Below are 11,417 nucleotides of genomic sequence, written 5' to 3'. Positions count from 1 at the left end.
ATCCCCGACTCCAAGCGGAACGACGGGCGGCCCGCCACCTCCGGAAACAGCACAGCAACGCCGCCTGAGCAACGCACAGCAGCCGAAAGTTCCGAGCTGTTTCAGGTCCAGTTGCCCAGCTTTCCGAGACTTTAAGATGGACGCTCGGTTTCCTTCAAGACTGGGAGTCCGCCCGCGTCCACTTCTGCTGCCGTGCTCTAAAGGCCTGTGAGGATTGTCGTGGCTGGTCCGGGACTGGCTAGCAGAGTAGGTTCTGGCCGTTCCGCCGTATGGTCGTGACTCATTTAAACGCTTGGCCCCCATTGGGTGCCCTCTTATCGACTTGTCCGACCGTGGGGTGGGCGGCCGGCACCCGCCCGGCCGACCTCGGTAACTTGATCAGAAGATTGTACGCCCCCGGGGGCGTGAGTCGTCACAGTGCTTTTCCGAAGTGACCTCTACCCGGACTGGTACCGGCCCATAGCGGCCTGACTATGTCCGCGGAATGAGGAAGGTGCCAGAACGACTATGACCATAGTTGCGTACTCCCACCCGTTTGTCGTGGTGGTCGACACTCATGCCAGAAATCACCTGTACGCCATCGTTACCACCGCAAATGGCGAGCTCCTTGATACCCGGGATTTCCCGACGACTGGCGCCGGAATCAACCGGGCCATTGCTTGGGTAGCGCGCCGCACAGGCGCCGATCTGGCTACCTTGTGGGTGATCGAGGGGAGCGGCTTCCTATGGCGCTGTGCTGGCCGGGGCCGTCGCAGCTGCCGACTACCAAGTCGCCGAAACTTCACGCGTGAATGCCCTGCCCGTCGCGGGATTGGCAATTCCGATCCGTTGGACGCGCACCGGATTGCCGCTGCCGCCCTCCCCTTGGAAGAGGATGTGTTGCGTCGGCCCCGCGCGCCAGGCGGATCGGCCAGTCTTATACATCAGGTGCCCTCGGTCTTCCTCCTGCTGAAGGAAGCCGGCGATGATGCTGGCAGCGACGATGACCCGGATTGATGTCGGGGACTTGTGGTCCGTTCAAGATTCGTCGCCTGATGTTGACCTGCTAATGAGGGCGTGGGCGGCAGTTGAGGTCGGTCGGCGGGTTCTACCCGCGATCATCGCCCCAGATCGAGCCGTATTCTGTGGCGGGAGGTCAGAGGCATTGGGCACTAGGGCGATGAGCAGGTCCTGCCAGAAGAACGTGACTACGGGCGGTGATCCGTTCAGGTTGAAGGGCTTGATTTTCGAGTAGGCCTCGGGACTATTCCTGCATGGTGATCATGCACTCGACTGTTTCTTGGCGGCGATGGCTGTCGTCGTGCCGCGCGTTGCGGTGATGTGGAAGAGGATTGACTTCATCGCAATCATCAGGACGAAGAGCGTGAGGGCGGCGAGCAGTCCAACGGTGATGGCTTGCCAGGCAAGTGGTCGGAGCAGGTGCAACCAGGTGATCGCGAGTGCAGCGACGCTCGCGGCCGGGAAGGTGAAGGACCAGAAGCCGAGCGAGAACGGCAGTGCCCGGTAGCGCGGAAAGAGCATCACCTGCATCAGCACCATGAACACTGTCATCGCCGTCAACCCCTCGAACACATGATCGGGCCGGCCGCCGGAGATCGTGAGCCACGCCGCTGACGCGACGGCCGGGGGAGCGACCAGGATCGAGAGTGTCGGCACGAGTGATGACGGCATGGCTGGACGGAGCGCGAGCCGGAGGAAGAAGAACACGGAGATCACCAGCCAGAAGAAGATGCCCACCAGGAAGCTTCCGACAGCCAGCCAGTCGAGCCCCGTCTGTGCAGCGGCGAGTGCACCGACGAGGCCGGTTGCACTGATGGGCAGGAAGTAGCCACCGTGAACGGATTCAAGCGGCAGTTCCCCCTGCATCCAGAAGCTCAGAATCCATGCGGCGAACGCGGCAGCGGCGCCCACCGACACAAGCGTCAGCACGGTTCCGGCAATCGGGACCGTGCGGTGAAGGCCCGCTCCGAGCAGCATCGCGGCGAGGGGAAGCAATGCCGCAAGCGGGCCCTGAGCCAAGTGCGTCAGCTGATGGGAGAAGGGTTGATCGGTGCGCCTCCCGCGATGCACGTGCACCGACACGGTCCAGATCCAGGCGATCGCAGCGATCAGCCAGAACGCTTGCCCAAGCTCGAACGGGAGGCCGAGCGCGGAGGCCGCCACGGACCAGACCTGGGCGAGGCCGGCCAGGCCCAGGGGGAGGGCGAGGGTGTTCAGCGGGACACGAGTGGGCCCGGCTGTTGGAACCGCGGCAGGTGCCGTGTGGAGTTGAGTGGACATGGGAATCCCGTTTCTGACAGGGGGCAGGAAGACCCCGGCGATTGCTTGGGCTGGTTTTTGACCTTGAAGTACAATACCATGGGGGTTAGGCTTTTCCTATGGGTAGACCGATGCAGTTCGAGGCTGCTGAGGCTGTAGACAGGGCGATGGACCTGTTCTGGCGTCAGGGGTACGCCGGCACCACGCCGCAAGAGTTGGCCAGCGAGTTGGGGATCGGGAAAGGCAGCCTCTACAACACTTTTGAGAGCAAGCACGCGCTGTTCATGCGTGCCCTGGAGCGCTACAGCGAGACGCGGCTGGAGTTCTTGAGTGACATGTTCGCCTCGCCCGGGCCTGTCCGGCCGCGGCTCAAAGAGGCAATGGCTGTCCTGGCCGGCGTGGGCGAGCACCGGCGGGGCTGTGTCATGGTCAACGCTGCCGCGGAGCTGGGCACCGCCGACGATGAAGTGAACCGCATCGCGGACCACCTCTTCACCCAGATTGAAGGCGTGTTTCGGCAAGCCATTGCGAAGGGACAACAGGCTGGAGAATTCAGCGTGGATCAGGCCGCCGAGACGACCGCCAGCGAACTACTGGCCGCCGTGGTCGGGCTTAGCGTGCTCGTCAAGGCAGGCGGGACGCCGGAGAGATTCCGCGCTGTCATTGATGGCATCGTCGACGGCCTGTGACGTCGAGAGCATGCGCCATCAGACCTGGCGGGCACTGGAGGTTCGCTCGGGCAGCTTCGAGAAAAGCTTGGAATTTCTTAGACCGGCCCAGTTTTAGGGGTTTCAGAATCCTCGAAAGCCTGGTGCTGGTATGGCTGACGGATCCGAGTAACTGCTACGGCTGCTGGCATCCGGCGGACCGTGGCCATAGCATCCCCAGTCTCACATCGAGCAAGCTGCGGAACTGGTGCGGGTACCTGCTGGTGAAGCCGGGCCAGAATCCCGCACGCTTTCCGGCGTCACATACGCGCATATCTCTCATTCGGTAACGAATATTCAAATGCCGATAATCGAGATTCCGTTACTTCAGAGTGCCTCCATTGGCCGAGTCGGCCAGCTAGGACCTTGTAAAGCTTGGGCGTGGGGCTGTTCCCACTGCTTTTGGGGAATTCTTACCGTGTCCTGTACGTTGCAGGACCGGTAAACCCCCAACAGAAAAGAGATGCACTCCCGTGGCAACCGATTACGACGAACTGCGCACCGACGTCAAGGAGTCCCAGGAAAACTCACTTGAAGCCCTGAAGTCCGCCAAAGCACCGGACGCGCAGTCTGTGGTTCAAGAGCTCGACGAAGCTGACGCCCTCGACGGCCTGACCCCCGGCGGCGAGTTCATTGCCGAAGAACTCGTCGTGCAGGTCATCCCGCAGGCTGACGATGAGTTCACCTGCTACTCGTGCTTCCTGGTCCGCCACCGTTCGCAGAAGGCGCGCGAGAGGGACGGCCATGCCTACTGTGTCGAATGTGAGGGCTGAGCCCCACTACTGACCGGCTGTCCCGGAGCGCATCCGGGACAGCATCTGCGAGGAATTCACCCCGCTGTCCAGGACCTCGCGGAGCAACCGTTATTCGTCGCGCCGCGCCCACGTATAGGGGTTTGGCTCGCGGCTGCCACGCATGCCTTGCTCAAACCCCTGCTGCCACGCCTTTCCGACCGCGGACACCAGGCCCGCGAGCAAGGGGTAGTAGGGATGGTCCGGACCGATATAGATCATTTCGTCGGTGGCCCGGTCCACGGCGGCCCGGACTTCATTCTCGGTAGCGGGACTGCTCATGGTGCCGCCCTTCCTCCCTGGAACTTCTGCGTCCGCCTCGACGGTAACGCCCGCCTGCGGAAAGCGTCCATGGGTGCAACGGCCGGCACCTTGGGGAGAAAGCTCCCCTGAAAAATGCCCGGAATCAGCAATATTTGCAGGCACTCCCCCGGGCATTTTGGATCGCCATAATGGTGAGTCCGTAACCCTAACCGCTACCAGCGGTTAGTCGGCCAACAGTGGTTCACTGTGCTCCCATCGCCCTTCACGGCAGATGTCCCACGGCTTATGGCACAGGCAAATTCGGAGCCCTATGAGCCTCGGATTGATTCGTCCCCGCCAGCAGATCCACGGTGGTTTTCCCAGCCCAGCGGGGTCATAACCGTTCCCAGCTCGGTCCGGGAGGTGCGCTGGCTGGCGGCGGACATCATCGCGATGGGGGAGGAGATTTCGAACTGCAGATGGCGGTGGCACGGCCAGGCACTGTCGGATCCGAGCCGGTCGCCAAGGTCGATGATCTGCAATGTGGATTGGTGATCCCTGGGCGGGATCCTTCGGATCGAACGGCCAAACAGGGAGGAATCAGGGCTTGCTCAAATGACATTTGAAGATGGTTATGGGCCTTACCCAAGGCGTGGCTTTGGGTGCCGAGGGTTAGGTGGTGATCGTCTGTTGCCTCATGTCTTTAGGTTCGGGGAAGGGGTAGATCTCGCGACGCCACTGGGGTACGTTGAGCGCAATATCAGCGTCGCCGGGGAGTCAACCGTGACCAGTAGCAGGCACAATCACAATTGCCATGGCGCCTTCCGCCCCCTCATCGCGCTCAGCATCGCAACCGTAACTGCGTTGGCGATCTCCGGGTGCACGTCCACGCCAACGCAGGCGCCGGCGTCGCCCACTGCACGGCCATCGGTAGCCGCTTCATCTACCGGCACGACGGCGGGAGTAAAGACAGGATCGGCGACTCTGGGCGGACTGGACAAAGCCAAGGTCCAGGACACTTTCCGGACTTTGGCCAAGGAGCTGCTCGTACCGGGAGCGGCCATGATGCTCCGCACCACTCAAGGCGACGTCAGCCTCACGTACGGCGTGACGAGCGCCGGCGGGTCAACACCAGTCTCACTCGAAGACCACATCCGCATCGGCTCCGTCACCAAGACGTGGACGGGGACTGTCATCCTGCAGCTCGTGCAGGAAGGCAAACTCAAGCTTGAGGATCCCGTTTCGAAGTACCGTTCTGACGTACCGAACGGCGACAGCATCACCATCGAACAACTCCTGACCATGCGCAGCGGAATCTACAACTACTCAGAGTCGTACGAGCTGAACAAGGCCCTCGATACCACGCCGCAACGGGTCTGGACGCCTGAGCAACTCGTAGCGATCGCCCTGCCGCTGCCCGCATATTTCGGCCCCGGCGAAGGCTTTCACTATTCGAACACCAACACGGTTCTGCTGGGGCTCATAGCCGAGAAACGCGATGGCAAGGGCTTCGGCCAGATCGTGCGCGACCGGATCCTGGGACCACTCGGCCTGAAACAAACATCATTCCCGGCGTCAGACTCTTCGGACCTTCCCAAGCCGTTCTCCCGCGGCTACATGTACATGGACAACCTCCTCACCCTGTCCACGACCAGGCTTCCGGCGGACTTGATCGCCAAGGCACAGGACGGCACATTGAAACCGAATGACTACACAAACGCCAACCCTTCATGGACATGGGCCGCCGGGCAGGGCGTCTCCACGGCGGGCGACCTCATGACCTTGGCTGAGGGCCTCACCGATGGCAAGCTGCTCAAGCCGGACCTTCAAAAGAAGCGCATGGACAGCCTTTCGCCGATCGACCCGGACAACCCAGACGCTGCGCGGTACGGCATGGCACTGGCCCAGTTCGGCCCGCTCTACGGACACACCGGCGAACTCCCCGGCTACAACACCTTCATGGGCAGAGATCCGCGGAACAACGTGACCTTGGTGGTGTGGACCAACCTTGCCCCGTCACCGGACGGACGGGACCCGGCATCGACTATCGCCAAGGCCATCATCGGGGACCTCTACGGCGCAGCGCCGACAGGTCCAGCTACGCGGTGAACCTCAGGCGCGGCGTCGCCCGCGGCCTTCCTGTCTGCAGGGTCCCGGTTAGGGCGCTTCCATTTCTTCGCCCATGGGATGCCTGAAGGAGCTCCCAACACTATGACGCTCGTTGAATCTAGTCCTCGGCTTACCGGGCACGTCAACGCTCAAGAAGGTCGTATAAGGAGTCCGGCTGAGCACGGGGAATGCCGCGACACAGGGCGGAATGACGGTGGGCGGTCGAGAGGATTCTCCAAGGTCCCAACTGACTACTGCACCCGCTTGGGTTGCGGCCGAAAAGGTCAAAAAGTGGGTGTGCACAATGTGCACACCCCGGGCTTCGGATTCGGTTTGTGATGTCTCGGGACATGGGTGACGGTTCTGTATCAGGACATCGGTGACATTTGGTGTGTCAGGACATTGGTGACGGTTGTGGGTTGTTTCAGCGTGCGTCCTGGGGGCTTGCCGTTTCCGACTGTTTTGGTCCCGGCCTGTGGGCGGGGGTAGGACGTGATGTGGGTGCCCTGGTCATCGAAGAACTGGATTGTCTCGGGGTCCCAGAGCGCGCGTGCCCCCGGCCAATGCAGCTCCGATGTGAACGCCGCCCTCCCGGAGGCTCTTCTGTGCGGCTTCGTATGCAGCTTCGAACAGCGGTTCGGTGGTGGTTCGTTGAGTTTCGTTCACGGTGGCAGTCTGAAGCGGGATGAAAGTGAATTGCCGGTGGATCCAATGTGCGTTTCGCCCGCTTGCACCCGAAAGTCCAACAGGCTCCTGATGTCAGGTTGGGGTGTAGTCATGCCTTTCGGGGAGTGGGATAGGAGTAGGAGACCTGTTTGTCGATCCCTCCGGTTGCCCCGTGCAAAAGCCGTCCGCCAGCCGCGTCAGGTGCCGTCCCGCGGCGTCGCAAACGTCCGAAGGTGGTCAACGGCGGCGTACAGCGAGTCTCGCATCGGTGCGATGTCACCCGCGATCTGAGCGAGGAGCGCGCCTCCCTGGTAGGCGGACATGAACATGTGGGCCAGCCGGGCGGGGTCGGCCGACGCGTGGATGCGGCCGAGCCGCTGCATCCGCTCGAGTCCTTCTCGAAAGATGTCTCGCCACTCCTCGAAAACGCGTGCGAGCTCGCCATGGACGTCGAGATCGGTTTTGACGATCTCGCTCGCGAGGGCACCGAGGCTGCAGCCGTCCTCGAACGGGCGCCCGGAGAGGATATAGAAATCCGCCCAGTCCTGAAAAGCGTCGATGGTGTCGAAACCCGCGAAGCGTTCGCTGCGGTGGAATTCGAGGACTTTGCTGGCCTGCCAGTCGATTACGCCGAGGACGAGGCTCTCCTTGTTCGGGAAGTAATGGGTGAGCTGTGAACCGCTGACGCCGGCGGCGCTGCGGAGCAGCTTGTTGTTCGTCGTATGGACGCCGTTCGTGTAGATCAGGTCGGCGGCGTGGAGCAAGATGCGTGTACGCGTGGACTGGCCCTTCTTGGTGAGTTTCTGCGGCCCCTCAGAGTTCATGCTGATCTCCATGCCGTAACCGTAGCAAATAATGGGCTTGACAACCCACTTTAGGTGGTATTCACTCCATTATGGACGAAATAGTCCAAAACCGATACCTGGAGGTTCCCACACAATGTCCCGATTGACCGTTCCTGCCCTCGAAGACGTGCCCGCCAGGGCGAGGAGCATCCTCGACGGAGTCCGTAAGCACTTCGGGTTTGCGCCGGGCATGTTCAACATGCTGGCGGCCAACCCCGCCGTGCTCGAGATCGTGATGTCCCTGCAAAGCAACGTCAGCCGCCTCCTCGACGCGAAGACCCGGCACACGATTGCGCTGGCCGTCTCACGGTCCAATGACTGCGACTACTGCCAGGCTCTGCACGCTTATACATCGTCGGAGCTCGGGGGCATGGCGGGTGATGACATCGAGCTCGCGCTCACTGGTAGCTCCACCGATCCCCGCCGCGCCGCCGTGGCTCGTTTCGTGCAGCAGGTGATCGAGAAGCGCGGACAAGTCGCTGATGCCGACCTCGCAGCCATACGTGGCGCCGCATACAGCGACGCGGAGATCCTCGCGATCGTCACCACCGCGGTAGTGTCACTTCTCACCAACTACCTCAACAACGTCAACCAGACAGTCATAGACATCCCCGCCATCACGACGAAGACCGCCTGACATGTCCGGTTCTGAGATTTACGAGAGGTTCATGGCCCTGCACGCCCGAGAGGCTGGCCTCGTGATGCCGAACGCGTGGGATGGCCTCTCGGCGCAGCTCTTCGCCGATTCGGGCTTCGAGGCGATCGCCACGTCCTCCTTTGCCCTCGCAGCGTCGCTCGGCCGGTTGGACGGGCGACACCAGGTCAGCCGCGCCGAGCATCTCGAGCATGCAGGCTTGCTCGCTCGCCTGACGGGCCTGCCTGTCAACGGCGACTTCGAGGACGGCTATGGGGATACTCCCGAGGACGTTGCGGCCACGGTGAACGCTGCGGTCGAGAACGGGCTGGCAGGCATCGGGATCGAGGACACATCCGGCGATCCCGACCGGCCCATGCGCGACTTCGACGAGGCAGTCGCCCGGGTGCGCGCGGCGGCCACGGCGGCGAAGGGCCGCATCGTGGTCACCGGGCGCACGGACAATTTCCTGCAGGGGCTACCCGATCTGGACGACACGATCCGCCGCCTCACCGCCTTCGCCGAGGTCGGGGCCGACGTGGTCCACGCGCCATTTCCGCCCGACCTGGATTCGCTGGTCGCGATCGTTGCGGCGGTCGCACCAACTCCAGTCAACGTTCTTATCTCGCCGGCGGATGCGGTGCGGTCCGTCGCCGAGTTGCGCACGGCGGGTGTCAGCCGGATCAGCCTTGGCCCGGCTCTGTACGCTCACGCGATGGGCGCGCTTGACGATGCGGTCGGTGCGCTCCTGCGCGGCGACCTCGCGACCGCGGCGACAGGTATGGACTTCGAGCGGATGGGCACCCTGCTCAGCCGCCGCGTGACCTGATCCTAACCGGGTTGGCCTGACTCCGAATACCGATTCTGCATTCCGCCTCGATCACTCTCATCACGAAAGAAGACTACTCATGGATCTCGACAAGATCATGAACAAGCACCTGAGCCGCTACTTCGACGGCAGCAAGACCATCACGGAGGAGACGATTCAGAAGCTCCTGAAATTCCTGCGCTCGGCGCCCACGTCGACGAACATCCAGCCCAACCACTTCTATGTTCTGTCCACACGAGAGGGCAAGGAGAAGCTGGCCGCCAACCTCGGCGAACGTTTCGCCGACAACGCGGAGAAGATCCTCAACGCCTCGCACACGATCATCATGACCACGCGGGCGGACGTGCCCGAGCATCACCTCGAATCGGTGTTCGCGAAGGAGCGGGTTGACGGCCGGTTCCCGGACCTCGCCAAGCAGGAGCGATGGGAATACATGACCCGCGACTTCGTGAATCTGCGCAACTACACCTACAAGGACACGCACCACTGGATGGAGAAGCAGACCTATATGGTGATGGGTCTGACGATGATGGCAGCCGCTGAACTCGGCGTCGAAGCCATGCCACTTGAAGGCTTCGACCCGGTCACCGTCGACAAAGCCTTCAACATCCGTGAGACCGGACGCACCACGACCGTGCTACTGGCGCTTGGCTACCCCGACGAGGCGAAGCAGTACAAAACCCCGGTCTCCCGTTTCGAGCCCGAGCGTCTGTTCACCTTCGCCTGAACTGCCCCGCCCAGCCCATGACGAACCTATCGACGACACGGCAGCAGAGGAGCTAGGCATCATGGAGGGACAGGAGCTGCAGCGTATAGCGAACGAGTATGCGAGCGGGCTGCCGGAGGTGACGGTGGAGCACCGTGTCAGCCCGGAGTGGGAAACGTACAAGGTGGGCGGCAAGGTCTTCATGCTCATGACCGACATGCCGGGTCACCCGGTCCTGGTCGTCAAGGCCGACCCGGAAGAGGCTCTGTTGCTACGTGAGCAATACGCGGAGATCACGGCCGGCTACCACATGGACAAGAAGCACTGGATCACGGCAGCAGGCGGACCGGGCCTCGATAGTGACCTGGTGATGGAGCTCGTCACCCACTCGTACCAGCTCGTGGTCGACAAACTGCCGAGATCCGCGCGCCCCGTGAACCGGGCGCATAAAACGACAACATGAACTGACGTTCGTCAATGCAGAAGGAGAAAACATGAATGGACTTGGTGTTCGAGCCGCGAATAACGGACTCGAGATCCTCGATCTCCCTCACCCCCGTCAGCCGGAGGCGGGCGAGCTCATCCTGGACGTGGTCGCCGCAGGCATCGGCCCGTGGGATGCTCTACTCCATACAGGCGGATGGGACGTGAATCTCGTACCGCCGGCAGCGCTGGCCGTCGAAGCCGTGGGCCGTGTCGCCGAGACCGGCCCAGACGAGATAGAGTTCCGCACGGGCGACCTTGTGGTCGTACACGAGGCACCTCTTCCGGGCGGCAGCGGCACTTGGGCGGAACAGGTCCTTGTCAGGTCCGCGCACATCGGACTGCTGCCTGAGAACCTGGCTCCGGCGTTAGCGGCAGCATTGCCGGTTGCCGGGCTCACCGCCCAGCAGACTCTCGACGAGCTCCAGGTCGACGCCTCCACCCGCCTGCTCGTCGTCGGAGCTTCCGGCCCAACCGCTTCACTCGCGGTTCAACTGGCACATCTGCGGGGCGCTGAGGTCGTCGCCGGCGCGGGACCCGCTCACGCCGATCAGCTTCGCGCACTCGGCGCCGATGATGTCATCGATACCCACGTCGAAGGGTGGGCGGACAAGACCGCTCGCCGATTCGACTCCGTCCTTATCGCCGCAACGGGCACCGCTGAAGACGCGATGAGGCTTCTTGTCGACGGCGGCAGGCTCTGTTGCATCACGTCGGACGCCCCCCACTCAGTTCCCGGAATCACCACCTCGAACCTGTACGTGCAGCCTGACGGGCAGGCACTCGACGAGCTCGCTGCACTCGCTGCCGCGGGCGAGCTGAGACTCGAGGTCCAGGCGACGCCCGTCAAGGACGGCATCCCGATCGCGAATCGGGTCGCGGAAGGCCGCTCAGGCGGGATAAAGCACGTCCTCGAATTCTGAGGTTCATCCCCACCGCGAGCCCCCCATTCCCACTGATCGCACTGGTGTGCGTTGTCGAGGACGATCTGCTCAACCTCACTGGCCCTTCACCTCCATAGAACCATTTGCAATTACCCGGCGGAAGTGGGGCGGTCTGCCACCGGTCGCACGGGTCATGAGCATGCCGAGCATTTGACTTTGAAGTACGGACGTTGGCGCCGGATTAGTGGCGAGATAATCGTC

11 protein-coding genes and 2 pseudogenes are annotated in these 11,417 nt (G+C 62.5%); 9 read left to right on the top strand and 4 right to left on the bottom strand.

The window, feature by feature from the left end; all coding sequences use genetic code 11:
- Positions 1–507: 507 nt before the first annotated feature.
- Positions 508–906, top strand: a pseudogene (locus ABIE00_RS12330) (IS110 family transposase); the annotation flags it as partial.
- A 354-nt stretch (positions 907–1,260) separates the two neighbouring features.
- On the opposite strand, the gene ABIE00_RS12325 reads toward ABIE00_RS12330, so the two are convergent.
- Entirely contained in the window at positions 1,261–2,280 is a 1,020-nt protein-coding gene (locus tag ABIE00_RS12325; protein WP_354260592.1) for an SLAC1 family transporter, read from the bottom strand.
- A gap of 146 nt (positions 2,281–2,426) precedes the next feature.
- On the opposite strand from ABIE00_RS12325, the gene ABIE00_RS12320 reads away from it, so the two are divergent.
- Both ABIE00_RS12320 and ABIE00_RS12315 read left to right on the top strand, forming a co-directional pair.
- A complete protein-coding gene (locus tag ABIE00_RS12320) occupies positions 2,427–2,948 on the top strand; it encodes a TetR/AcrR family transcriptional regulator (protein WP_354260590.1) in 522 nt (173 codons plus the stop codon).
- 491 nt (positions 2,949–3,439) lie between these two features.
- On the top strand, positions 3,440–3,739 hold the full coding sequence (locus ABIE00_RS12315; RefSeq protein ID WP_354260588.1) for a DUF4193 domain-containing protein: 300 nt from the start codon (positions 3,440–3,442) through the stop codon (positions 3,737–3,739).
- A 90-nt stretch (positions 3,740–3,829) separates the two neighbouring features.
- Here the strand turns inward: ABIE00_RS12315 and ABIE00_RS12310 are convergent, their stop codons facing one another.
- Both ABIE00_RS12310 and ABIE00_RS12305 read right to left on the bottom strand, forming a co-directional pair.
- Positions 3,830–4,039, bottom strand: a complete 210-nt coding sequence (locus tag ABIE00_RS12310) for a hypothetical protein (protein WP_354260586.1) — start codon at positions 4,037–4,039, stop codon at positions 3,830–3,832.
- 335 nt (positions 4,040–4,374) lie between these two features.
- Positions 4,375–4,600 (bottom strand): annotated as a pseudogene (locus ABIE00_RS12305) (LLM class flavin-dependent oxidoreductase); the annotation flags it as partial.
- A 183-nt stretch (positions 4,601–4,783) separates the two neighbouring features.
- Between ABIE00_RS12305 and ABIE00_RS12300 the strand changes: the two are divergent.
- The gene (locus ABIE00_RS12300) at positions 4,784–6,109 is read left to right on the top strand and encodes a serine hydrolase domain-containing protein (protein WP_354260584.1); all 1,326 of its coding nucleotides are present in this window, start codon (positions 4,784–4,786) and stop codon (positions 6,107–6,109) included.
- 863 nt (positions 6,110–6,972) lie between these two features.
- On the opposite strand, the gene ABIE00_RS12290 is transcribed toward ABIE00_RS12300, so the two are convergent.
- Positions 6,973–7,611 carry a TetR/AcrR family transcriptional regulator gene (locus ABIE00_RS12290; protein WP_354260582.1) on the bottom strand — a complete coding sequence of 213 codons (639 nt, stop codon included), beginning with the start codon at positions 7,609–7,611 and terminating at the stop codon, positions 6,973–6,975.
- Positions 7,612–7,723: 112 nt separating this feature from the next.
- On the opposite strand from ABIE00_RS12290, the gene ABIE00_RS12285 reads away from it, so the two are divergent.
- The 5 genes from ABIE00_RS12285 (at position 7,724) to ABIE00_RS12265 (ending at position 11,195) form a co-directional block, all read left to right on the top strand.
- A complete protein-coding gene (locus ABIE00_RS12285) occupies positions 7,724–8,257 on the top strand; it encodes a carboxymuconolactone decarboxylase family protein (RefSeq protein ID WP_354260580.1) in 534 nt (177 codons plus the stop codon).
- 1 nt (position 8,258) lies between these two features.
- Complete coding sequence (locus ABIE00_RS12280) at positions 8,259–9,083, top strand: isocitrate lyase/PEP mutase family protein (protein WP_354260578.1); 825 nt, start codon at positions 8,259–8,261, stop codon at positions 9,081–9,083.
- Positions 9,084–9,162: 79 nt separating this feature from the next.
- Positions 9,163–9,810: a nitroreductase family protein gene (locus tag ABIE00_RS12275; protein WP_354260576.1), complete on the top strand. Its 648-nt coding sequence runs from the start codon at positions 9,163–9,165 to the stop codon at positions 9,808–9,810.
- Positions 9,811–9,871: 61 nt separating this feature from the next.
- The gene (locus ABIE00_RS12270) at positions 9,872–10,252 is read left to right on the top strand and encodes an MmcQ/YjbR family DNA-binding protein (protein WP_354260574.1); all 381 of its coding nucleotides are present in this window, start codon (positions 9,872–9,874) and stop codon (positions 10,250–10,252) included.
- 31 nt (positions 10,253–10,283) lie between these two features.
- Positions 10,284–11,195, top strand: coding sequence for a zinc-binding dehydrogenase (locus ABIE00_RS12265; protein WP_354260572.1), 912 nt, complete (start codon positions 10,284–10,286; stop codon positions 11,193–11,195).
- The last annotated feature ends 222 nt before the right edge of the window (positions 11,196–11,417 follow it).

The organism is Arthrobacter sp. OAP107 (assembly GCF_040546765.1).
Classification (GTDB): Bacteria; Actinomycetota; Actinomycetes; order Actinomycetales; family Micrococcaceae; genus Arthrobacter.
Note: the sequence above shows the minus strand (reverse complement) of the source record. Positions and strands in the feature narration are given on the sequence as shown.

Excerpts from the sequence above, each read along its gene's own strand:
- ABIE00_RS12325 (WP_354260592.1), bottom strand. The coding sequence starts at position 2,280 with ATGTCCACTCAACTCCACACGGCACCTGCCGCGGTTCCAACAGCCGGG.
- ABIE00_RS12320 (WP_354260590.1), top strand. The coding sequence starts at position 2,427 with ATGGACCTGTTCTGGCGTCAGGGGTACGCCGGCACCACGCCGCAAGAG.
- ABIE00_RS12310 (WP_354260586.1), bottom strand. The coding sequence starts at position 4,039 with ATGAGCAGTCCCGCTACCGAGAATGAAGTCCGGGCCGCCGTGGACCGG.
- ABIE00_RS12290 (WP_354260582.1), bottom strand. The coding sequence starts at position 7,611 with ATGGAGATCAGCATGAACTCTGAGGGGCCGCAGAAACTCACCAAGAAG.
- ABIE00_RS12280 (WP_354260578.1), top strand. The coding sequence starts at position 8,259 with ATGTCCGGTTCTGAGATTTACGAGAGGTTCATGGCCCTGCACGCCCGA.
- ABIE00_RS12275 (WP_354260576.1), top strand. The coding sequence starts at position 9,163 with ATGGATCTCGACAAGATCATGAACAAGCACCTGAGCCGCTACTTCGAC.
- ABIE00_RS12270 (WP_354260574.1), top strand. The coding sequence starts at position 9,872 with ATGGAGGGACAGGAGCTGCAGCGTATAGCGAACGAGTATGCGAGCGGG.
- ABIE00_RS12265 (WP_354260572.1), top strand. The coding sequence starts at position 10,284 with ATGAATGGACTTGGTGTTCGAGCCGCGAATAACGGACTCGAGATCCTC.